The 22,638-nt window shown below is 28.0% G+C and carries 24 protein-coding genes; all 24 read left to right on the top strand.

All coding sequences use genetic code 11. The features are described from left to right. The 24 genes from sigE to priA all read left to right on the top strand — a co-directional run bounded on the left by sigE (position 1) and on the right by priA (position 22,631). Positions 1–708, top strand: coding sequence for an RNA polymerase sporulation sigma factor SigE (sigE, locus tag BEN51_RS05805; protein WP_119865135.1), 708 nt, complete (start codon positions 1–3; stop codon positions 706–708). 80 nt (positions 709–788) lie between these two features. Beyond that, on the top strand, positions 789–1,562 hold the full coding sequence (gene sigG, locus BEN51_RS05800; RefSeq protein WP_119865134.1) for an RNA polymerase sporulation sigma factor SigG: 774 nt from the start codon (positions 789–791) through the stop codon (positions 1,560–1,562). A 47-nt stretch (positions 1,563–1,609) separates the two neighbouring features. After that, a complete protein-coding gene (locus tag BEN51_RS05795; protein WP_119865133.1) occupies positions 1,610–1,933 on the top strand; it encodes a YlmC/YmxH family sporulation protein in 324 nt (107 codons plus the stop codon). A gap of 66 nt (positions 1,934–1,999) precedes the next feature. After that, positions 2,000–2,461 carry a transcriptional regulator NrdR gene (nrdR, locus tag BEN51_RS05790; protein WP_119865132.1) on the top strand — a complete coding sequence of 154 codons (462 nt, stop codon included), beginning with the start codon at positions 2,000–2,002 and terminating at the stop codon, positions 2,459–2,461. A 154-nt stretch (positions 2,462–2,615) separates the two neighbouring features. Then, positions 2,616–3,350 (top strand): peptidoglycan editing factor PgeF, encoded by a 735-nt coding sequence (gene pgeF, locus BEN51_RS05785; protein WP_119865131.1) that lies wholly within the window; start codon positions 2,616–2,618, stop codon positions 3,348–3,350. A gap of 13 nt (positions 3,351–3,363) precedes the next feature. Beyond that, the gene (locus BEN51_RS05780; protein ID WP_119865130.1) at positions 3,364–4,065 is read left to right on the top strand and encodes a winged helix-turn-helix domain-containing protein; all 702 of its coding nucleotides are present in this window, start codon (positions 3,364–3,366) and stop codon (positions 4,063–4,065) included. A 2-nt stretch (positions 4,066–4,067) separates the two neighbouring features. After that, entirely contained in the window at positions 4,068–5,753 is a 1,686-nt protein-coding gene (locus BEN51_RS05775) for a HAMP domain-containing sensor histidine kinase (RefSeq protein WP_119865129.1), read from the top strand. A gap of 177 nt (positions 5,754–5,930) precedes the next feature. Further along, positions 5,931–6,779 (top strand): phosphate ABC transporter substrate-binding protein, encoded by an 849-nt coding sequence (locus tag BEN51_RS05770; RefSeq protein WP_119865128.1) that lies wholly within the window; start codon positions 5,931–5,933, stop codon positions 6,777–6,779. A gap of 228 nt (positions 6,780–7,007) precedes the next feature. Beyond that, entirely contained in the window at positions 7,008–7,850 is an 843-nt protein-coding gene (locus BEN51_RS05765) for a phosphate ABC transporter substrate-binding protein (protein ID WP_119865127.1), read from the top strand. Between the two features lie 25 nt (positions 7,851–7,875). Then, positions 7,876–8,766 carry a phosphate ABC transporter permease subunit PstC gene (gene pstC / locus BEN51_RS05760; protein ID WP_119865126.1) on the top strand — a complete coding sequence of 297 codons (891 nt, stop codon included), beginning with the start codon at positions 7,876–7,878 and terminating at the stop codon, positions 8,764–8,766. Between the two features lies 1 nt (position 8,767). Next, entirely contained in the window at positions 8,768–9,592 is an 825-nt protein-coding gene (gene pstA, locus BEN51_RS05755; protein ID WP_119865125.1) for a phosphate ABC transporter permease PstA, read from the top strand. A gap of 23 nt (positions 9,593–9,615) precedes the next feature. Continuing rightward, the gene (pstB, locus tag BEN51_RS05750) at positions 9,616–10,374 is read left to right on the top strand and encodes a phosphate ABC transporter ATP-binding protein PstB (RefSeq protein ID WP_119865124.1); all 759 of its coding nucleotides are present in this window, start codon (positions 9,616–9,618) and stop codon (positions 10,372–10,374) included. A gap of 28 nt (positions 10,375–10,402) precedes the next feature. Continuing rightward, the gene (phoU, locus tag BEN51_RS05745) at positions 10,403–11,056 is read left to right on the top strand and encodes a phosphate signaling complex protein PhoU (protein WP_119865123.1); all 654 of its coding nucleotides are present in this window, start codon (positions 10,403–10,405) and stop codon (positions 11,054–11,056) included. Between the two features lie 215 nt (positions 11,057–11,271). Continuing rightward, complete coding sequence (gene der / locus BEN51_RS05740) at positions 11,272–12,588, top strand: ribosome biogenesis GTPase Der (protein WP_119865122.1); 1,317 nt, start codon at positions 11,272–11,274, stop codon at positions 12,586–12,588. A 2-nt stretch (positions 12,589–12,590) separates the two neighbouring features. Further along, positions 12,591–13,586, top strand: a complete 996-nt coding sequence (locus BEN51_RS05735) for an NAD(P)H-dependent glycerol-3-phosphate dehydrogenase (protein WP_119865121.1) — start codon at positions 12,591–12,593, stop codon at positions 13,584–13,586. Between the two features lie 214 nt (positions 13,587–13,800). Next, entirely contained in the window at positions 13,801–15,279 is a 1,479-nt protein-coding gene (gene spoIVA / locus BEN51_RS05730; RefSeq protein ID WP_119865120.1) for a stage IV sporulation protein A, read from the top strand. A gap of 183 nt (positions 15,280–15,462) precedes the next feature. After that, entirely contained in the window at positions 15,463–15,858 is a 396-nt protein-coding gene (locus BEN51_RS05725; protein ID WP_119865119.1) for a PBECR3 domain-containing polyvalent protein, read from the top strand. Between the two features lie 150 nt (positions 15,859–16,008). Next, positions 16,009–16,983 carry an asparaginase gene (locus BEN51_RS05720; RefSeq protein ID WP_119865118.1) on the top strand — a complete coding sequence of 325 codons (975 nt, stop codon included), beginning with the start codon at positions 16,009–16,011 and terminating at the stop codon, positions 16,981–16,983. A 181-nt stretch (positions 16,984–17,164) separates the two neighbouring features. Then, on the top strand, positions 17,165–18,046 hold the full coding sequence (locus tag BEN51_RS05715) for a YicC/YloC family endoribonuclease (RefSeq protein WP_119865117.1): 882 nt from the start codon (positions 17,165–17,167) through the stop codon (positions 18,044–18,046). A 14-nt stretch (positions 18,047–18,060) separates the two neighbouring features. After that, positions 18,061–18,330 carry an extracellular matrix/biofilm regulator RemA gene (gene remA, locus BEN51_RS05710; RefSeq protein ID WP_119865116.1) on the top strand — a complete coding sequence of 90 codons (270 nt, stop codon included), beginning with the start codon at positions 18,061–18,063 and terminating at the stop codon, positions 18,328–18,330. Further along, on the top strand, positions 18,330–18,968 hold the full coding sequence (gmk, locus tag BEN51_RS05705) for a guanylate kinase (RefSeq protein ID WP_418219553.1): 639 nt from the start codon (positions 18,330–18,332) through the stop codon (positions 18,966–18,968). Before remA ends, gmk begins: the two co-directional genes overlap by 1 nt. Then, entirely contained in the window at positions 18,949–19,194 is a 246-nt protein-coding gene (rpoZ, locus tag BEN51_RS05700) for a DNA-directed RNA polymerase subunit omega (RefSeq protein ID WP_119865114.1), read from the top strand. Before gmk ends, rpoZ begins: the two co-directional genes overlap by 20 nt. Further along, entirely contained in the window at positions 19,184–20,383 is a 1,200-nt protein-coding gene (gene coaBC / locus BEN51_RS05695) for a bifunctional phosphopantothenoylcysteine decarboxylase/phosphopantothenate--cysteine ligase CoaBC (protein ID WP_119865113.1), read from the top strand. Before rpoZ ends, coaBC begins: the two co-directional genes overlap by 11 nt. Before the next feature lie 49 nt (positions 20,384–20,432). Beyond that, positions 20,433–22,631, top strand: coding sequence for a primosomal protein N' (gene priA / locus BEN51_RS05690; RefSeq protein ID WP_119865112.1), 2,199 nt, complete (start codon positions 20,433–20,435; stop codon positions 22,629–22,631). Positions 22,632–22,638: the final 7 nt, after the last annotated feature.

Genomic DNA, 22,638 nt, shown 5'->3' with positions numbered 1-22,638 from the left:
ATGATAAGTATAAGAATTTTATTAAATCGTATTTTACAAAAATTAGGAATAATAAAAGGTGAAATTTATTATGTTGGAGGAAGTGATGCTCTTCCACCACCATTAAAAAAAGAAGAAGAAGATGAATTAGTAAAAAAACTCAAGGATGGAGATGAAGCGATTAGAGATATATTAATAGAAAGAAATCTAAGATTAGTTGTTTATATAGCAAGAAAATTCGAAAATACAGGAATTGGTGTAGAAGACTTAATTTCGGTAGGAACCATTGGTCTTATTAAGGCAGTAAATACTTTTAATCCAGATAAAAAAATAAAATTAGCAACTTATGCTTCAAGATGTATTGAAAATGAAATACTTATGTATTTAAGAAGAAACAGTAAAATTAAAGCTGAAATATCCTTTTATGAGCCTTTAAACATAGATTGGGATGGAAATGAGCTTTTACTTTCAGATATATTAGGTACAGATAATGATATTGTTTACAATTTAATTGAAGATGAGGTGGATAAGGAATTATTATTTTTAGCATTGAAAAATTTGAATGATAGAGAAAAGGAAATAGTAAAACTTAGATTTGGCTTAAATGGGACAAGGGAAAAAACTCAAAAGGAAGTTGCAGATATGCTTGGAATAAGCCAATCATATATTTCAAGATTAGAGAAAAAAATAATTAATAGATTAAAAAAAGAAATCAATAAAATGATTTAGTTTGTCTTTAGTATAAAAGCTTTAACTCTCGGGGATACTTTTTAATGCAGTATGTTATTACTTCCTAAGGAGTTGATAAGCTGATGATTAACAAGGTAGAAATATGTGGAGTAAATACATCAAAGTTACCAATAATAAAAGAAAAAGAAAAAAGAGAATTACTTATCAAAACAAGAAACGGAGATAAAAAAGCTAGAGAAACCTTTATTCAGGGAAATTTAAGACTTGTTTTGAGTGTTATTCAAAGATTTAATAACAGAGGCGAAAATGTAGATGATTTATTTCAAGTAGGATGCATAGGATTAATGAAAGCTATAGATAATTTTGATTTAGAACAAAATGTTAAGTTTTCTACTTATGCAGTTCCAATGATAATTGGAGAGATAAGAAGATATTTAAGAGATAATAATTCAATTAGAGTGAGTAGATCCTTAAGGGATATTGCATATAAAGCTTTGTTAGTAAGAGACAGGTTGGTAAAAGAAAATAATAAAGAACCTACTATATCACAAATTGCTGAAGAATTAAATATTCCTAGAGAAGAGGTAGTTTTTGCTTTAGATGCAATACAAGATACGGTATCATTATTTGAACCAATATATCATGATGGTGGAGATGCTATATATGTAATGGACCAAATAAGTGATTCAAAAAATAGTGATGAAAATTGGCTTGAAAATATTTCAATAAAGGAAGCTATGAAAAAATTAAATGATAGGGAAAAACTAATATTAACTTTAAGATTTTTTAATGGAAAAACACAAATGGAAGTTGCAGATGAAATTGGAATTTCACAAGCTCAAGTATCAAGACTAGAGAAAACAGCGTTAAAGCATATGAGAAAATATGTATAGGGCTCTCAAGGAGCTCTTTTAAGTTAAATAATTTATGGGGGGATTTTATGGGCTTTTTTGATAATTTTAAATTAGAAGAAAATGTATCTACAGAAGAAAAGGAAAATGAATTATTTTTACATTCATTAAATGCCTTGAGGACTATGGAAGTAATAGATATTAAAACGGGGACTAAACTCGGCTATATAAAAGATATTGTTGTTGATATTGAAAATAGTAAGGTTGTTTCCATATTACTTCCGGGGTTACAAAAAGGATGGTTTAGTAAAGAAGAGGATATAGAAATACCTTGGGAAAAGGTTATTAAAGCAGGAATGGAAATTATACTAATAGATAGTTCTGAAGTGGAGAATTTGAATTTTAATATCTAGAAAAAATATAGAAAAACTTGTATAATAAGGGCGTAAGTTATATAATTTTGAAAGGCGTTGATAAATTTGAGATGTCCCTTTTGTTTACATGAAGAGAGTAAGGTAGTTGATTCAAGATCCACTGATGAAAATAAAACTATTAGAAGAAGAAGAGAATGTTTAGCTTGTGGGAAAAGATATACAACTTATGAAAAGGTTGAAGATATTCCAATATTGGTAGTAAAAAGAGATTCAACTAGAGAAAATTTTGACAAACAAAAAATTATAAATGGTATTATTATAGCTTGTCAAAAAAGACCAGTATCAAGAAAACAAATAGAGGAGATTGCAGAAGAAATTGAAAAAGAAATATCAAATAGGATGATAACAGAAATAGAATCTAAACAAATTGGAGAAATGGTAATAGATAAATTGAAAGATATAGATGAAATTTCTTATGTAAGATTTGCCTCTGTTTATAGGGAATTTAAAGATATTAATACATTTTTAGAAGAAATTAAAAATTTAATGTCAAAAAATAATAATTAAAGGTGTAGTCGCAAGAAGAAGATTATTTAATATCTTCCTTTTTGCAACTGCACCTTTTTGGTTAAATTTAGGTTAAAAAAAGCATATAAAAATAGAAATTGATAATATAAAATGTTAAGATTATATTAAATATATAAAAATTATGAGGTGACTTATGAATAAATTAACACCAAAAAATTTTAATAATATTGAAGATTTTTTATTATATGAAGTAGGGAAAATATGTATAGTATTTTCTACAGCAGAAAAAGGTAGAAGTTTTAATAGAAGTACAGAAGAAGGAATAAATAATCTTTATAGTATAAAAGAAAAATTTGATTTAAAAGATATAATTTATTTGAAACAAGTTCATAGTGATAAGGTTTTTAAGTATGATAATGGCGATGAAATAAATGATAATGAAGGTGATGGAATAATAACAGATGAAAAAAATATAGCAATTGGAGTATTTACTGCTGATTGTGTTCCTATAATAATAATTAATGAAGAAAAAGGAGCAATAGCTGCAATACATAGTGGATGGAGAGGAACATTTGATTCTATTGCAAAAAATGCTATAGAAAAAATGAAAAAAAATTATGATATAGATATAAAAAAAACTAAAGTATTTATAGGGCCTCATATTAGGCAATGTTGTTATGAAGTTTCAGAAGAATTAAAAATAAAATTCTTAAACAAAACAAAAATTAAAGAAGAAAAGCTTTTTAAGAATAGAAATCTTAGTATGGAAGAATGTATCCTAAAAGATCTTAGAGAAACTGGTATAAAAGAGGAAAATATATATTCCCTTGAATTATGTACTCACTGTCAAAAAGATATTAAGTTATTTTCTTATAGAAGGTCTGAAGGAACCTATGGCAGGTTATTTTCCTTTGCTTTTATAAAATAGAAAGGAGTATTTTATGGCAAAAGAAAAGATTTTAGTGGTAGATGATGAAGAGCACATCTTGGAATTAATAAGATATAACTTAGAAAACTCAAATTATCAAGTATTAATAGCTAATAATGGAATAGATGCTATTAAAATTGCAAATAAAGAAAAACCAACTTTAATTTTACTAGATCTAATGATTCCGGGAAAAGATGGCTTCGATGTATGCAAAGAAATTAGAAATAATAAAGAAACAAAAAATATATCAATAATAATGTTAACAGCCAAGGGAGAGGAATTAGATAAAATACTAGGTCTTGAATTGGGAGCAGATGATTATATAACTAAACCTTTTTCTATTAGAGAGTTACTGGCAAGAATTAAAGCAGTTTTAAGAAGATCAGGCAAAGTTTCAGATAACGATGAAGAAAGCTTTATTACAGATACTTTTTCTATAAACTTTAAAAGCAGGGAAGTTAAAGTATTAGATAATAATATAGACTTAACTTTAAAGGAATTTGAGCTTTTAGAGATATTAGTAAAAAATAAAGGGAAAATTCTTACAAGAGAAACACTTTTAGATAAGATTTGGGGCTATGAATATATAGGAGAAACAAGAACAGTGGATGTTCATATAAGATATTTAAGAAAAAAAATTGAAACTGATGATAAAAATCCTAAGTATATAGAAACTATAAGAGGAGTAGGATATAGGTTTAATCCTAATATATAAAAATGAAGAAAAAAATATTAACATCCACATTGATAACAGTAGTAATAGCCCTTGTTTTAATAACAAGTTGTTTCTTTGTATTACTAAATATTAGGGATATAAGCAATAAAAAAGAAATATTATCTACTTATAATAATATCGTAATAAAATCTTTAGATATAAATAAAGAAGTAATTGATGATATAGAAATATTTGATGATAAAGTTAGATTTACTATTATAAATACTCTAGGAAATTCTCTTTTCGATACTGTAAAAATAGAAGATGTAAATTATTTAGAAAGTGAAGATGTAGTAAATGCTTTTAATAAAGGGCAAGGAAATACAATTGCCTTTAATAAAAAAGAAGGTAGAAGTTATGTTTATTATTCAACTAAAATCAATGATAATACAATTATTAGATCATCTATTTCTATCGGAGGATTAAAAGAAATAACAAAGGGTTACTTAAAATACTATATTATAATTATTATTTTAGTAATAATTTTCTCTATTCAAATTTCAAAAGGATTAATAAAGTCAATAATTGATCCAATAAAGGAAATGGAAGATGTGACCAATAAAATTGCTTCTGGAGATTATAGTAAACGAGTAAAAATTTATAGCAATGATGAAATAGGTTCCTTAGCAAGAACATTTAATGAAATGTCAGATCAATTGCAGACAGAAATAAAAGATTCAATGGATAAAAATAATAAACTTGAAGCAATTCTAGAAAGCATGGAGAGCGGTGTTATTGCAGTAGATAATAAATTTAATATAATTCTAGCTAATCAATATGCTAAGACTATCTTTGCATTAAGGGATGACATATTAGGTAAAAATTTATCTCAATGTATTTTAGATTATGATATAAATGAATTTATTAAGAGTAAGAATAGTATTGAGGCAAAAGAAATTAAAATATTACATCCTGTAGAAAAAATTATTAGAGTCAAGAAGGCAAAAATTATAAATTATAAAAATATTCCTATAGGCACTGTAATGACTTTGCAAGATATTACAGATTTAAAAAGATTAGAAAATATGAGAAGTGAATTTGTTGCTAATGTATCCCATGAATTAAAAACACCTTTAACATCAATTAAGGGATTTTCTGAAACCTTACGCTTCGTTGAAGACAGTGATACTAAAAATAAGTTTTTAGATATAATAGATAAAGAAGCAGAAAGGCTGGGTAATTTAATTAATGATATACTTATACTATCAAATATAGAAAATAATAATAAGATGAATGAGGAAAAGTTTAATATAGCTGAAGTTATAGAAGATGTGATTAATATGGTTACTCCTCAAGCAATAAAAAAGAATATTATTATTAATTTTGTTGATGAAGGAAGTAAATATCTTTTAGGAGACAGCGATAAGTTTTTTCAAATGATATTAAATTTAGTAGAAAATGCAATAAAATACTCTGAAGCCGAGAAGAATATAACAATTAGAACTTATGATGAAAAGGAGCATGTTTTTATTGAAGTAGAAGATCAGGGTGTTGGAATACCACAAGATGAAGTATCAAGGATATTTGAAAGATTTTATGTAGTGGATAAATCTAGAGCTAAAAAAGGAACTGGTTTAGGCTTAGCGATAGTAAAACATATTGTAAAGATGTTTAATGGTGAAATATTTGTTGAATCTAAATTAGGGATAGGATCAAAGTTTATAGTAAAAATTAAAAGAAATATATAATGGATTGTTTGAAGGCTGTTTTGAACAGCCTTTTTTCTATGGCTTAATTGTTAAAGGTCTTTTACATTTATGTAATTTATCTTAACTTAATGATAATATCTGCTTAACATTCATGAAATATCATAAAGATGTAAAGTAAATAAAGTAAGAAATAAAATTAATATATGGAGGATATTTATGAAAAGAAAAAGTTTAAAAATGATATGTAGTGTGTTAGTTTTAGGGCTAATATCAACAAGTCTTGCTGCTTGTGCTAGTAAGAAAGATGGTGAAAATTCAAAAAGTACAGGAAATATTAAAATAGCTATATCAGGATCTACTTCAGTAGGGCCTTTAATGGAAAAATTGGCGGAAAATTATGAAAATAAAAATGAAGGAATTACAATTGAAATAAATCAAATAGGTTCATCTGCAGGAATTAAGGATACAATAAATGGAGTTTCAGAAATAGGAATGGCTTCAAGAGAACTAAAAGATGAAGAAAAGAAGGAAGTTAAGGGAACAGTAATTGCTTATGATGGAATTGCTATAATACTAAATAAAAATAATAGGGTAAAAGATTTAAATATTGATCAAATAAAAGGAATATATACAGGAGCAATTACCAACTGGAAGCAAATCGAAGGCGGAAAAGATTCGCCGATAGTTGTTGTTTCAAGGGAAGAAGGTTCAGGAACAAGAGATGCCTTTCAAGAAATAATTGGATATGAATCTAAGGATTTAGTGAAGGACGCAATGATTTCAAATGGTAATGGTGGAGTTAAAGAAACTGTTGTAGGAAATGAAAATGCTATAGGATTTGTTTCCTTTGAATATTTAGATGATAGTGTTAATGTCGTTACAGTTGAAGGGACAGAAGCTAGTGCAGAAGCTGTAAAGGCTGGTAAATATAAGATTTCTAGACCATTTAATATAGTAACTAAAGATGGAAATTTAACTACGGATGGACAAAAATTTATAGATTTTATTTTAAGTACAGAAGGACAACAAATTGTTGAAGATAACAAATTAATAACTATTGAATAAAAATTTAATAGAATTATATAGTTTATTGGCAAACATCTTAAAAACATATAACTTATTTTGAAGGGGCTGTTTAGACAGCTTCTATTTTTGTTAAATTTTTTTTACATAAATATAACTTTATTTTACCTCACAATAATATTTCCTTAACTTTTAGGGCTTAATATTATTAAGATAGTATTTGCTTTATAAAGATTATATTGAAAGTTGTATGTTTTTAAGGAGGAATTTATGAAAAGAATAAATTCAAAAATAATTTGCTTGCTCTTAATATTTGGAATAATTAATATTATTTTTGTTGCATGTAGTTCAATAAATAATAGGATAAATAACAAGGGAAATACTTTAATATCTATTTCAGGTTCAACTTCAGTAGGACCTTTAATGGAAAAATTAGCAGAAGAATATGAAGATAATAATGAAGGAATATCTATAGAAATAAATCAAGTTGGATCTTCAGCAGGAATAAAGGATGTAATAAATGGAATTTCAGAAATAGGAATGTCATCAAGAGATTTAAAAGAAGAAGAAGGGAAAGAAGTTAAGGGAACAATAATTGCTTATGATGGTATTGCAATAATAACAAATAAGGAAAATCCAATTAAGAACCTCTCAATGGATGAAATTAGAGGAATTTTTACAGGAGAAATAACTAATTGGAAAGAAATAGAAGGTGGAAAGGATGCACCTATAGTAGTTGCCTCTAGAGAAGATGGTTCAGGAACGAGAGATGCCTTTCAAGAGTTAGTAGATTATACAACAGAAGATCTAATTAGAAATTCACTTATTTCTAATGGTAATGGAGGTTTAAAACAAATAGTTATTGGAAATAAAAATGCAGTTGCTTTTGTCTCCTTTGAATACCTAGATGATTCTGTAAATATTGTAAGAGTTGATGGAATTGAGCCTACAGCTGAAGCAGTGAGAAATGGGAATTATAAGATTTCTAGACCTTTCTTAGTTGTAACAAAAGAAAGTAGATTAACTGAAAATGGTCAAGAATTAATTGATTTTATTTTAAGTGAAGAAGGACAAAAAATTGTGATAGATAATAAACTGATTCCTGTTAAATAAGTTACTTTAATTAGGAGAGGATAATATGTTAAATGTAAATGAAAAAAGAAATAATAATAAATATTTAACTGAAAAAATATCAAAAATAATATTTTTATCTAGTGCTTTTATAGCTGTATTAAGTTTATTAGTGATTATAGGTTTTGTTTTTTATAAAGGTCTGACGCCTTTTGTATCAAAAGGATATTCATTTTTAGATTTTATTGCTGGAAGGGAATGGTACCCTAGTTCCGATAAGTATGGAGTACTTCCAATGATAGTGGCTTCAATTTATGGAACACTAGGTTCTTTAGTTTTAGGGGTACCTGTAGGAATTTTAACTGCAGTATTTATTGCTGAACTAGCACCAAAGAAAATAGGAAAGTTAATATCAACTGCTGTAGAATTATTAGCTGGTATTCCATCAGTTTTATTTGGAGTATTTGGATTAGCAGTTATAGTTCCCTGGATAATGAATAGCTTTAATTTAGCAAAAGGACAAAGTATTTTAGCAATTATTATAGTTTTATCAATAATGATGCTGCCTACAATAGTTACAGTTTCAGAAAGTGCAATAAGAGCTGTTCCTTATAGTTATAAGGAAGCTTCCCTTGGCTTAGGAGCATCTCATATAGAAACAACCTTCAAAGTGGTTTTACCAGCTGCAAAATCTGGTATACTATCAGCTGTTGTTCTTGGCCTAGGCAGGGCAATAGGTGAAACTATGGCAATAATATTAGTTGCAGGTAATTCAGCTATAATGCCAAAATCAATAATGGATTCTGTAAGGCCCTTAACAACTAATATTGCTTTGGAAATGGGATATGCTTTTGGTACCCATCAGGAAATGCTATTTGCTACGGGGGTAATTTTATTTGTATTTATATTGTTACTTAATTATATATTAAGTAAACTTTCTAGTAAGGAAGGTAAGTAGTATGAGAAAATTTAAAGAAAACTTATTAAAATTTATTGTTTATTTATCTGCCTTTATAACAGTTGGCCTACTTATTATGATTTTAGGTTATATATTTGTAAAAGGTTTTTCTATGTTAAGTTGGGATTTTATCGTTAATGATTATGCAGCTTCAGGGGATGGTGGAATATTTCCAATGATTATAGCTACATTATATACAGTAATATTATCAATAGCTATTGCAACTCCTATAGGAGTGTTAGCAGCAATTTACCTAGCAGAATATGCAAAGCAAGGAAGAACTGTTAGAATAATAAGATTTGCTGTACAAAGTTTAGCGGGTATTCCATCAATAGTATATGGATTATTTGGATCAATATTTTTTGTAGTTGTATTAAAATTAGGATATTCACTATTGGCAGGTTCATTAACTGTTGCAATTATCATTTTACCAGTGATTATTAGTACAACAGAAGATGCAATAAAAACAGTTCCAATTTCCTATAAAGAGGCTTCCTTGGGCCTTGGAGCTACAAAATTCCAAACATTATATAAAGTAATATTACCAAGTTCCTTATCTGGAATTTTAGTAGGGATAATATTATCAGTAGGGCGTATAGTTGGGGAATCAGCAGCTATATTGCTTACAGCAGGAACAGTTGCCAAAATGCCTAATGGAATTATGTCAAGTGCCAGAACTTTAACAATACAAGCTTATTTGGTAACTCAAGAAGCAGGTAATATTCAAGAAGCTTCTGCAGTTGGAATAGTATTAATTTTAATAATATTTGTAATAAATATAATAGCAAAATTAATAACAAAAAAATTTAGTAAAGCAAATTACTAATTTTAGTTATATGAGGTGTGAAAATGAGTAATAATACTAAAATAAAGGTAAGAAATTTAAATTTATATTATGGAGAAAAACAAGCGTTAAAGAATATTAATTTAGATTTAGAAGCGAATAAGGTAACTGCTTTTATAGGGCCTTCTGGTTGTGGAAAATCTACATTTCTTCGTAGCTTAAATAGAATGAATGATTTAATTGAAGGGGTAAGAATAGAAGGAGATATCTTAGTAGATGGCGAAGATATATATAAGAGTAAAGATGTTATTGCTCTAAGAACAAAAGTAGGAATGGTATTCCAAAAGCCGAATCCTTTTCCTATGTCAATATATGATAATATAGCATATGGTCCAAGATTACATGGAGTTAAAGATAAGAAGGTATTGGATGGAATAGTAGAAAGAAGTTTAAAAGGTGCAGCTCTTTGGGATGAAGTAAAAGATAGGCTAAAGACAAGTGCATTAGGATTATCTGGAGGTCAGCAGCAAAGATTATGTATTGCTAGAACAATTGCAGTATCACCAGAAATAATATTAATGGATGAACCTACTTCTGCTTTGGATCCAATTTCAACTAGTAAAATGGAAGATTTAATGGAAGAATTAAAAAAGAATTATACTGTTGTAATAGTAACTCATAATATGCAACAAGCAGGAAGAATAGCTGATAAAACAGCCTTCTTTTTAAATGGAGAAATAGTTGAATATGGTGATACTGAAGATATTTTCTATAAGCCAAAGGATAAAAGAACTGAAGACTATATAACTGGCAGATTTGGTTAGAGACTATTAATAAGAGGAGTTGAAGAGCATGAGAGATGTAATGAGAAATAAAATAAAATCCCTCAATTCAGAGCTGATGGAAATGGCTGCTTTAGTTGAAAAGCAAATATATGATAGTATTACGGCTCTAAAAAATCAAGATAATGAGTTAGCACAAGAAGTTATTAATAATGATGATAAGGTAGATAATTTTCAAAAAGAAATAGAGGAAAAATGTATAAAAATAATTGCAACAGAGCAGCCAGTTGCAAAAGACCTACGTAGTTTATATACAACTTCTAAAATAGTAACAGATTTAGAAAGAATGGCCGATTATGCAGTAGATATTTCAAAAGCAGTTTCTAGAGTTGTAGGAGTGAATTTCTCTGAAGAAATATCACCAGTTTGGGAAATGGTAGATATAGTTACAAAAATGATAAGAGGTGCTATAGAAGCATATATAAATGGCGATGTTGATTATGCATATGAAATATGTGATATGGATGATAAAGTAGATGCTTTATATCAGGGAATGTTCTCACTTGTTTTGAAGAAAATGGTGTCAAATGAAGCAATGATAAATCAAGGAACTCAAATTCTTTTTGTATCAAAGTATTTAGAAAGAATAGGAGATCATGTAACTAATATTTGCGAATGGATAATATTCCACAAAAAAGGTAAATATGTTGATTTAAATGAGTAATTACAAAACATCCCTAATTTTTAGGGATGTTTTCTGTTGACTAAATTTAATTAATAATGGTAATATTACTAAAGATATCTATTATATATTTTAGTCCTCAAACTTTTCATAATTAATAATATGATTACAGAAAAAAAGAAATAAATTTGGGGTAAACTATATAATAATAAATAATGGTTCTTAATTAATAAACTCAAAGGTTAGGAGGAAAATTAATGGCTAAACCAATAGTTGCGATAGTTGGAAGACCAAATGTAGGAAAATCTACATTGTTTAATAGATTAGCAGGACAAAGAATTTCAATAGTTCAAGATACACCTGGTGTAACAAGAGATAGAGTTTACGCTAAGGCTGATTGGTTAAATTATAATTTTACTATTATTGATACAGGTGGTATTGAACCAGAAAGAGATGATATTATTGTAAAACAAATGAGAAGACAAGCAAACATAGCAATAGAAACTGCAGATGTTATTATATTTGTTGTAGATGGAAAAGAAGGGCTTACAGCTGCTGATGAAGAAGTTGCAAATATGCTTAGAAAAAGCAAAAAAGATGTAGTTCTAGTAGTTAATAAGGTTGATTCTATGAAAGAAGTCGAAAATGCTTGGGAATTTTATAATTTAGGAATAGGTGAGCCTATTGCTATATCTGCCTCTCAAGGATTAAATATCGGCGATATGCTAGATAGGGTAGTAGAAAATTTTGATAAGTTTAATGAGGAAGAAGAGGAAGATGAGTATATAAGAATTGCTATGATAGGCAAACCTAACGTAGGAAAATCCTCTCTTATTAATAGACTTCTTGGAGAAGAGAGACTTATAGTTTCAGATGTTCCTGGAACTACAAGGGATTCAATAGATAGCGTTTTAGAAACTGAGGAAGGTAAATTTATATTAGTTGATACTGCAGGTATTAGAAGAAAGAGCAAAGTTAAAGAAGAGGTTGAGAGATATTCTGTTATTAGGACCTATGCTGCTATTGAAAGAGCAGATGTATGTATTCTTATGATAGATGCAACGGAAGGTGTAACAGAGCAAGATGAAAAAATAGTTGGTTATGCCCATGAGATGAATAAGGCTATTATGGTAATAGTTAATAAGTGGGATTTAATTGAAAAAGATGATAAAACAATGCAAAAATATTTAGAAGATATTCAAACAAATCTTAAATTCTTAAAATATGCAAAGTATTTATTTATATCTGCTAAAACTGGTCAGAGAACTCATAAGGTTTTAGAAATTGCAAAAGAATGTTATGACAATTACTGTAAGAGAATTCAAACAGGAGTTTTAAATGATGTAATCAGCAAGGCGGTATTAATGAATGAACCTCCATTAGTTGGTATAAAAAGAATGAAAATATATTATGCAACACAAGTTGCTACTAAACCACCTAAATTTGTTTTATTTGTTAATGATGCAAGTGCAAGACATTTTTCCTATGAAAGATATTTAGAAAACCAGTTACGTGAAAGCTTTGATTTCAGTGGTACTGGAATACAAATAGAATATAGAGAAAGGAAAGAGTAGTTTTGAAGAAGGTTGCTTTTTTAGGTGGAGGAAGTTTTGGTACATCCTTAGCAATATTATTAGCTAATAACGGCAATAAAGTATCTATTTACGATAGAGATATTAACGTTGTAAAAGATATTAATGAAAATAGAAGAAATGATAAATATATTAAAAATCTATTAATTCCTCATGATGTAACTGCTTATAATAATATAGATTTAGCAATAAAAGATGCAGAATTTATTGTTTTATCTGTTCCTTCTCATGTTATTAGAGATATAAGCAGGCAGCTAAAGAATAAGATTAGTAAAGAAGTTATTATAATAAGTATTGCAAAAGGGATAGAAGAAGGAACTAATTTGAGACTATCAGAGGTAATTAAAGAAGAATTACCACAAAATGATATAGTTATTTTATCAGGACCAAGTCATGCTGAAGAAGTTTCTCTTAATATACCTACTACTGTTGTAGTATCTTCAGAAAATATGGATAAAGCAAAAATAGTTCAGGATCTGTTTATGAATCCAGCCTTTAGAGTTTATACAAATGAAGATCTGGTTGGAGTTGAAATTGGAGGAGCTGTAAAAAATATAATTGCTTTAGCGGCTGGAGTATGTGATGGACTAGGATATGGAGATAATACAAAAGCAGCTTTAATGACAAGAGGTATGGCAGAGATTGTTAGAATAGGCTTAAGATTAGGAGGAAAAGCAGAGACCTTTCTTGGTTTAACAGGAATGGGAGATTTAATTGTTACATGTACTAGTATTCATTCCAGAAACAGGCGTGCTGGCTATTTAATTGGAACTGGAAAGACTACTGATGAAGCTATAAAAGAAGTTGGAATGGTAGTTGAAGGGATTAAAGCATGCAGAGCCTTTTATGAATTAAAAGAAAAATTAGATGTAGAAATGCCAATAACAGATATTCTTTATAAGATATTATTTAAAGATGTAGATGTAAAAGAAGCTGTAAGTCATTTAATGGAAAGAGAAAAAAAGAGCGAAATATATTAATTTATTAGGAACCAACTGTTTATAATTCACAGTTAAGAAGATTTTAAGATAAACCAAAATCTTCTTACTGTGAATTTTTATTTTTCATGTATTTTTTTGTATTTATATTAATAATATTTTATATAAATTAAAATATAAAAATTTAACAATACTGTATACTTTTAAAAAAAAACGAATATATATGTATTGTTAAAAATAAATGGGAGGGTACACCGTGGACAGCTTTAACATATACAAGAATATAGCAGAGAGGACACAAGGGGACATATATATAGGTGTTGTTGGTCCTGTAAGAACAGGTAAATCAACATTTATAAAAAAGTTTATGGACCTAATGGTAATACCAAAGATTGAAAATGCATATAAGAAAGAAAGAGCAAAGGATGAATTACCTCAAAGTGGGTCAGGAAAAAGTATCCATACAACAGAACCTAAATTTATTCCAAACGAGGCGGTAGAAATTACCCTTGAAGAGGATATTAAATTTAAAGTTAGAATGGTAGATTGTGTAGGATATATTGTAAAAGGAGCAATGGGTTATATGGATGGAGAAGAACCAAAAATGGTAAATACTCCATGGTATGAATATGAAATACCTTTTGAAGATGCAGCTGAAATTGGAACAAGAAAAGTTATTACAGACCATTCTACAATAGGGTTAGTTATAACTACTGATGGTAGTATAACTGGAATAGAGAGAGATGATTACTTAGAGCCAGAAGAAAGGGTAATTGAAGAGCTAAAATCTATAAACAAACCATTTATAGTTGTACTTAATACAAAATATCCGAACTCATCAGAAGTTAAAAAAATACAAAAAGAATTAGAAGAAAAATATAATGTAACTGTTCATGTTATGGATGTGGCAAATATGGATGAAGAGGATATAGAAGAAGTATTACAACATATACTTAAAGAATTCCCTGTTAAGGAAATAAACATAGAAATGCCAAGCTGGGTTGAACAATTAGAACCAGAGCATTGGTTAAAGAAAGATTTCTTTAAGCTTATAAAGGGAATGGCTGAAAACATAAGCAAGGTTAGGGATATTAAGTCCACAATCAATTTATTAAATCAAGAAGAAAATTTAGCGCCAACTGAAATGAGTTCTGTAGACTTAGGTATGGGTAAGGCAACTATATTTATGAAGCCTAAGGAAGGAATATTCTATAACATATTAAGTGAAATTTGTGACTTAGATGTTAAATCGGAAAGTGATTTATTATCTTTAATTAAAGAGCTTAATTTTGCAAAGAAAGAATATGATAAGGTAAAGGATGCTTTAATAGATGTTCGTGAAACTGGTTATGGTTTAGTTGCACCTCAACTTTCTGAAATGAAATTCGAAGAACCTGAGTTGGTAAAACATGGCTCTAAGTTTGGAGTGAAATTAAAAGCTTCAGCACCATCTTTGCATTTTATTAAGGCTAATATAAAGACTGAGATAAGCCCAATAATGGGTTCTGAAAAAGAAAGTGAAGAATTAATTAAGTCCCTAATGGAACAATTTGAAGAGGATCCTTCAGCATTATGGCAAAGCAATATGTTTGGTAAACCACTAGAGGTTTTAATAAAAGAGGGATTACAAAATAAATTATATAAAATGCCAGAAGATGTACAAATTAAAATTCAAAAAACCCTTCAAAAGATTATTAATGAAGGTAGCGGTGGATTAATTTGTATAATATTATAAAAGAATCGCAAAATTTATAAGAAGTATGAAACAATAGAGCTATCATACTAAAAAGGGGTTGTCTTTGACAACTCCTTTTCTGTTATATAATTCTAGTAGAATTGCATAGACTTTTGAATAATATATAATATAAATAAGTAAATAAAATAGTTCTCGATATACTATAAAGAATAGAGGGATATCATGGCCGATAGAATTAATGCCTATAAAAGAGTTGGATATTTTAAAGAAAAGATGGCTACTGCTATAGGAGTTAAATTTACTGGTACCATTTATGCATCTGATAGAGTGTTACAGCATATAAGAAAACGACATGGCAAGCATTTAAATAAAAAAGTAATAAATAATCCTATTGAATATATGAAAAAAATCATTGATGCACCAGATTATATTGGAGTTTATAAGTCAACAGATAATGTTATAAATATAGAATTAATTAAAAAATTTAATGAATATATATTAATGGGAATAGAAATAGATAATAATAAGGATTTTATTAATGTTTTAACAATGTATCCAATAACTGAAAGAAAAATATATAATAAATTATATAGAGGAAAAATTAAAAAATGCATTTAAATTGAATATAAAATTATATATTATATATAATATAATTATTAAACGAAGATTATTAAGGTAAAGTACTATCTATAATCTTTAATGCTTTTGGTTTTTATAAGAGCCATAATTTTTATAAATAAAAATTATATTTTATTTTAGGAGATAATTATGAAAAAAGTAGCCTTAGTTTTTAATGGCGGTACAATATCTATGAAAATAGATGAAAAAATAAATGCTGCGGTACCTGGTTTAAGTGGAGAAGAAATTCTTTCAATGGTAACTGGAGCAGATGAATTTGCAGATATAGAAAGCTATAGTTTCTCAGAAAAACCTTCACCTCATATTTCAATAGAGGACATGTTTAGGCTAAGTAATTTTATTAATGAGCTAGTTAATAGAGAAGATATAGATGGAGTTGTATTAACTCATGGCACAGATACTTTAGAAGAAACTGCTTATTTTTTAGATCTTACAATTAACACTGAAAAAGTTATTGTGGTAACTGGTGCAATGAGAAGCAGTTCAGAACTTGGTTATGATGGTCCTTTTAATTTAGCAACATCAATTTGTACAGCTATATCTGAAGAAGCAAAAGGAAGAGGGGTATTAGTTTGCTTTAATGGAGAATTACATTGTGCATCAGAGGTCACTAAAGCTAATTCCATGGCACTAAATGCTTTTAGAACGCCTAATTTTGGTCCTATTGGTATAGTAGATAATAATCAAGTAGTATTTCATAGAAAAACTCGAAAGCACAAAACTTATAAATTAGATAAAATAATTGGTGATGTTGCATTAATTAAATGTGTTTCTGGAATGAATTCGGATTTTGTTGAATTTGCAATAGATAAAGGTTATAAGGGAATAGTAATAGAAGCGTTAGGAAGAGGAAATGTGCCTCCTCTGATGCTGCCAGGAATAAAAAAAGCCTTAAAGAAGGAGATACCAGTAATTGTTGTTTCAAGATGTTTTGAGGGACGAGTTCGAGAGGCTTATGGTTATGAAGGCGGTGGAAAAATGCTAAAGGATTTAGGTGTATTTTTTGAAGAAGATATGCCAGGTCAAAAAGCAAGAATTAAATTATTAGTTGTACTATCAAGTAAAGAAAATCTTAATTTAAATGAAGCTTTTAATGAAGTATAAGAAGTTGTTTTAAAAGGAAGAGTGTGAGAACTCTTCTTTTTTTATAATTTACAGTTCACAATTTATAAGTAAATAAAATGAGAAAAAATAAAATATGAATAAATTGTTAACAAACAGTTGACTTATAATGTCTAAAATTTTAATATTAAAAAAAGTAGTTAATTAATTTTTGGAGGCAGATATGGTAAAAAGTATGACTAGTTTCGGCAGAGCTAGTAATGATGAGGGAAGTAAATATTTATTTTCTATTGAAATGAAAAGTGTTAATAGCAGATATTTAGATATTAATATTAAATTACCTAAAAATTTAATTCCATTAGAAGAGCAAATTAGAAAATTAATAAATGAAAAATTAAATAGGGGAAAAGTAGATGTTTATATTAATCAGAAATCCTATTCTAGTGGAGAAGGACTAGCAAGATTAAATCTAAATCTTGCAGAAAGCTATTACAAGTGTTTATTAGAAATAGAAGAAAAATTCAATGTAAAAAATGATATTACTGTTTCTCATATTGCTAGATTTACCGATGTAATAGAAATTGTTGAAGAAGAAGATAATATTGAGAAAAAATTTGAATTTTTAAAGCCTTTAATTGAAGAAGCTTTAGAAAAAATGGAAAAGATGAGAGTAGCAGAAGGAGAAAAATTAAAAGATGATATATTACTTAAATTAAAGGATATAGAAATCTTTGTTAACAATATTGAAGAATTAGCAGACGCAATACCAGTTACATATAAATCTAAATTAGAAGCTAGAATTAAAGAGCTTTTAGATAAAATTGATATTGATGAAGCTAGAATTGCACAAGAAGCTGCTATAATTGCAGATAAGGCTGCTGTAGATGAAGAAATTATTAGATTAAAGAGCCATATAGATCAAGTTAGAAAGACCTTTAAAGAAACAGAGCCAATAGGTAGAAAATTAGACTTTATAATTCAAGAAATGAACAGAGAAGCTAATACAATTGCTTCAAAGTCAACTGATATAAATATGACAAATTATGTCATTAATATAAAAAATTTAATAGAAAAAATTAGAGAACAAGTACAAAATATTGAATAATTAGGAGGAAAGAAATGAGTATAAAATTAATTAATATTGGATTTGGTAATATAGTTTCTGCTAATAGGCTTGTAGCAATAGTTAGTCCAGAATCTGCTCCGATAAAAAGAATTATACAGGAAGCGAGAGATAGAGGTATGCTTATTGATGCAACCTATGGAAGAAGAACAAGAGCTGTAATAATTACAGATAGTGATCATATAATTTTATCAGCAGTTCAACCGGAAACTGTAGCTCATAGATTAGTTGATAAAGATGAAGTAGTAGATGAGGTTGTTGAATAATGAGTAAGAATAAGGGAGTTCTAATAGTTATATCCGGACCTTCTGGTGCAGGAAAGGGAACCATATGTAAGAAGCTTATAGAAAAGAATAAAAATATATATTTATCAGTTTCTGCTACTACTAGAAGTCCAAGAGAAGGAGAAATTGATGGAGTTAACTATTATTTTTTAACAAAAGAAGAATTTGAAAGAAAAGTTAAGGAAAATGGTTTTATAGAATATGCTGAAGTTCATGGTAACTTCTATGGAACACCAAGAGTTAATGTAAATAAAATGTTAGAAGAAGGAAAAGATGTTATTTTAGAAATTGACATACAAGGAGCCTTACAAGTTAAAGAAAATTTTAAAGAAGGCGTATTTATTTTTATTCTTCCTCCATCAATGGAAGAATTAAAAAGGAGAATTATTAAAAGAGGCAGTGAAACAGAGGAATCTCTAATGACAAGATTTAAAAATGCATATAAAGAGATAAACTATGTTTCTAAATATAATTATGCTGTAGTTAACGATACTTTAGAGCTTGCTGTTTCTAAGGTGGAGGCTATTATAGCAGCAGAAAAATGCAGAGTTGATAGAATAAAAGATAATACAATTTTAGAATCTAAGGAGGGCTTAATTCATGAACAACTCTATGATTAATCCATCAATAATGGATTTATTAAAAAAAGTAGATGATAGATATTCACTAGTAATAATTACTTCTAAAAGAGCAAGACAAATAATAGATGGCAGCAAGCCTTATATTGATACAAAACTAAAGAAAGCTTTAACAATTTCAATTAATGAAGTTAATGAAGGTAAAATTGATTACTATATTCTAAATAATAAAGATAAAAAAGAGGTAATAGAATCAAATGAACAATAAAAAATGTGTATGCGTAGGAGTAACTGGAGGAATAGCTGCTTATAAAGCTTTAGAAGTAGTAAGTAAGTTAAAAAAACATAATATAGATGTTAATGTTATTATGACAAACTCAGCTACAAAATTTGTTACACCCTTATCCTTTCAATCCCTTAGTCAAAATATGGTTGTAACAGATATGTTTGCAGAACCAAAGGCTTTTGAGATACAACATATATCATTAGCAAAAAAAGCAGATATTTTCTTAATAGTTCCTGCTACTGCAAACATTATTGGTAAGATTGCAAATGGTATTGCTGATGATATGTTATCAACAACAATAATGGCTACTAAGTCAAAAGTAATTTTTGCACCTGCTATGAATACTAATATGTTTCAAAATAAAATTGTTCAAGATAATATTAAAAAGCTAGAAGGATATGGATATAAGTTTATTCAACCAACAAGTGGAAGATTAGCTTGTGGTGATACCGGTGAAGGAAAGCTTGCAGATGTTGATACTATTGTAAATAAAGTATTAGAAGAGATAAATAATCTCGATACTAATAAAGATTTAATGGGGAAAAAGGTTTTAATTAGTGCTGGACCAACAATAGCACCTATTGATCCTGTAAGATATTTAACTAATAGATCTACAGGAAAAATGGGATATGCAATTGCTGAAGAAGCTGCGAGAAGAGGAGCTGAAGTAATTTTAGTTTCAGGTCCTACAAATTTAGAAAAACCAAATTGTGTTAAAGTTATAAATGTCCTTACTAATGAAGAAATGAAAAATGTGCTTTTAGACTATTTTAATGATAGTGATATAGTGATTAAAGCTGCTGCAGTAGCAGATTATAAAATAAAAAATTATAGTATTGAAAAAATTAAAAAGACTGAGGAAGATTTAACTCTGACTTTTGAAAGAGATAATGATATTTTGAAAATCTTAGGCGAGAAGAAAACTAATCAAATTTTAGTAGGATTTGCTGCAGAAAGTAATAATATAGTAGAAAATGCAAAAAGAAAGATTAAGGATAAAAATTTAGATTACATAGTAGCCAATGATATAACAAGTGCTGATACCGGATTTGGAAGTGATAATAATAAAGTTATAATTATTTCTAAGGATGGAGAAGAAATATATTTAGATAAGATGAGTAAAAAAGAAGTAGCATCAAGAATCTTTGATATTATATTAAGAAAGCGCTAAGGCGCTTTCTTCTTCTATAAGAAAATAACCTAATAAAAGGGTGATTAATTTGAAATTATATGCAGAAGTTATTATAAATAGTGATGCTTTAGATATAGATAAACCTTTTACTTATGAAATCACAGAGGAGTTTATTGGATTGGTAAAGGTTGGTCAATGGATAAAGGTTCCTTTTGGCACCAGAACTTCAGTTGATGGTTTTATAATAAAATTAATAGAACGAGAAGAAATAAAGGAATTTCAGATAAAGAAAATTAAAAAAATTGAAATACTTGACCCAATTTTAACAGAAGATGATTTGAAAATAGTAAATTATTTAAAAGATAATTATTTATGTAAATATATAGATGCAATAAGATTATTTATTCCTCAAGGAATATTAAAAGGAATAAAAAATAAACATAAAATGATTATCACAATAAATAGAGAAAAATATGATGTTAATATATATGAAAGATATAAAGATGTTATATCTATTATAGAAAAAAATGATGGGAAATTTACTAAAAGTGAACTGGTAAGAAATTTTTCTTTATCTTTATATAAAATCAATAAATTAATTAAAGAGAAATATTTAAAGGTTGAGGAAGAAACAGTATATAGATATAACATAAAGGAATATAATACTTACAGTGAAAAGTTTTTAAACCTAGAACAGCAAAATGCTATAAAAACTATTAGAGAATCAAAGAATAGAGTTTTTTTATTAAAGGGGGTAACAGGTTCAGGAAAAACGGAAGTTTATATGAATGCTGTAAGTGACGCACTAAAGACTGGAAAGTCAGCAATTATTTTAGTACCAGAAATCTCTTTAACTCCTCAAATGATAGAAAGGTTTAAAGGTAGATTTGGTAAGGAAGTTGCTGTCTTTCATAGTAAACTTTCGGATGGAGAAAGATATGATGAATGGTATAGGGTGAAGGAAGGAAAAGCAAGGTTAATAATAGGAGCAAGAAGCGCCTTGTTTTTACCAGCTAAAAATTTGGGGATAATAATTTTAGATGAGGAGCATGAAAATACATATAAATCAGAACAAAATCCTAAATATCATGCAAGAGAAGTGGCAGAATTTATATCCCAAATAAGAGATTGTAAAGTTATTTTAGGCTCAGCAACTCCAGCAATTGAAACTTATTATAGGGCTTTATCAGGTGAAATAGAATTAATTGAGTTAAAAAATAGGGTGTACAATAAAGCAATGCCTAAAATGGAAATAATAGATATGAGAGAAGAACTAAATAGTGGAAATATATCCATGTTTAGCAGAAAATTGATGCATGAAATTAAGGAAAAATTAAGAAAAAAAGAACAAATTATTTTATTTTTAAATAGAAGAGGATTTTCAACTTTTGTTTCTTGTAGAAGCTGTGGTTATGTTTTTAAATGTCCTAACTGCGAAATATCTTTAACATATCACAAAAATGGTTTATTAAACTGTCATTACTGTGGTTATACTAAAAGACAAGAAAAGTTATGCCCAAAATGTAAGAGTAAATATGTAAAGCATTTTGGAGCAGGTACAGAAAGAGTTGAAGAAGAGATAAAAAAATATTTTGCTAATGCTAAAATATTGAGAATGGATGTTGATACCACAAGAAATAAAAATTCTCATGAATATATTTATAATGCCTTTAAAAAGGGAGAGGCTGATATACTAATTGGAACTCAAATGGTGTCTAAAGGCTTAGATTTTAATAATGTAACCTTAGTTGGAATTTTAGCAGCAGATATGTCTTTAAATATACCTGACTATAGATCTTCAGAAAAAACCTATCAATTAATAACTCAAGTTTCAGGCAGAGCTGGTAGAGGAGATAAGGAAGGTAAAGTTATTGTACAGACCTATAATCCAGAGCATTATAGTATAGAATATGCTAAAAAATACGATTATGAGGGATTTTATAAAGAAGAATTTACAATGAGAGGTTTGATGAATTATCCGCCTTTTGCTAAAATATTATTAGTTAATGTTTCATCAAAGAATGAAAAAATACTAATAGATTTTATGAAAAAGTTAAAAGTGGAACTTTTTAAGATTACAGAGAAGTATTTGAATATTGAGATGCTTGGACCAGTGCCTTGTATTATATTAAAAATTAAAGAAAATTACAGATGGCAAATACTGTTAAAAGGTGATTTATCTTTAGAGTTTTGCAATAAAATAAAAGATAGAGTTTATCAATTAAATAAGAATGTATATAATGATATTAAAATTAGTTTGGATGTTAATCCAAATAGTTTAAGCTAGGAGGTAA

Origin of the sequence: Clostridium isatidis, assembly GCF_002285495.1 — a bacterium.
Taxonomy (GTDB): domain Bacteria; phylum Bacillota; class Clostridia; order Clostridiales; family Clostridiaceae; genus Clostridium; species Clostridium isatidis.
This window is presented reverse-complemented; position numbering and strand designations above follow the sequence as displayed.

Bases quoted from the DNA above. Each gene is read 5' to 3' on its own strand.
- sigE (WP_119865135.1), top strand. From the start codon at position 1: ATGATAAGTATAAGAATTTTATTAAATCGTATTTTACAAAAATTAGGA.
- BEN51_RS05795 (WP_119865133.1), top strand. From the start codon at position 1,610: ATGGGCTTTTTTGATAATTTTAAATTAGAAGAAAATGTATCTACAGAA.
- pgeF (WP_119865131.1), top strand. From the start codon at position 2,616: ATGAATAAATTAACACCAAAAAATTTTAATAATATTGAAGATTTTTTA.
- BEN51_RS05780 (WP_119865130.1), top strand. From the start codon at position 3,364: ATGGCAAAAGAAAAGATTTTAGTGGTAGATGATGAAGAGCACATCTTG.
- BEN51_RS05775 (WP_119865129.1), top strand. From the start codon at position 4,068: ATGAAGAAAAAAATATTAACATCCACATTGATAACAGTAGTAATAGCC.
- BEN51_RS05770 (WP_119865128.1), top strand. From the start codon at position 5,931: ATGAAAAGAAAAAGTTTAAAAATGATATGTAGTGTGTTAGTTTTAGGG.
- BEN51_RS05765 (WP_119865127.1), top strand. From the start codon at position 7,008: ATGAAAAGAATAAATTCAAAAATAATTTGCTTGCTCTTAATATTTGGA.
- pstC (WP_119865126.1), top strand. From the start codon at position 7,876: ATGTTAAATGTAAATGAAAAAAGAAATAATAATAAATATTTAACTGAA.
- pstA (WP_119865125.1), top strand. From the start codon at position 8,768: ATGAGAAAATTTAAAGAAAACTTATTAAAATTTATTGTTTATTTATCT.
- pstB (WP_119865124.1), top strand. From the start codon at position 9,616: ATGAGTAATAATACTAAAATAAAGGTAAGAAATTTAAATTTATATTAT.
- phoU (WP_119865123.1), top strand. From the start codon at position 10,403: ATGAGAGATGTAATGAGAAATAAAATAAAATCCCTCAATTCAGAGCTG.
- der (WP_119865122.1), top strand. From the start codon at position 11,272: ATGGCTAAACCAATAGTTGCGATAGTTGGAAGACCAAATGTAGGAAAA.
- BEN51_RS05725 (WP_119865119.1), top strand. From the start codon at position 15,463: ATGGCCGATAGAATTAATGCCTATAAAAGAGTTGGATATTTTAAAGAA.
- BEN51_RS05720 (WP_119865118.1), top strand. From the start codon at position 16,009: ATGAAAAAAGTAGCCTTAGTTTTTAATGGCGGTACAATATCTATGAAA.
- BEN51_RS05715 (WP_119865117.1), top strand. From the start codon at position 17,165: ATGGTAAAAAGTATGACTAGTTTCGGCAGAGCTAGTAATGATGAGGGA.
- remA (WP_119865116.1), top strand. From the start codon at position 18,061: ATGAGTATAAAATTAATTAATATTGGATTTGGTAATATAGTTTCTGCT.
- gmk (WP_418219553.1), top strand. From the start codon at position 18,330: ATGAGTAAGAATAAGGGAGTTCTAATAGTTATATCCGGACCTTCTGGT.
- rpoZ (WP_119865114.1), top strand. From the start codon at position 18,949: ATGAACAACTCTATGATTAATCCATCAATAATGGATTTATTAAAAAAA.
- coaBC (WP_119865113.1), top strand. From the start codon at position 19,184: ATGAACAATAAAAAATGTGTATGCGTAGGAGTAACTGGAGGAATAGCT.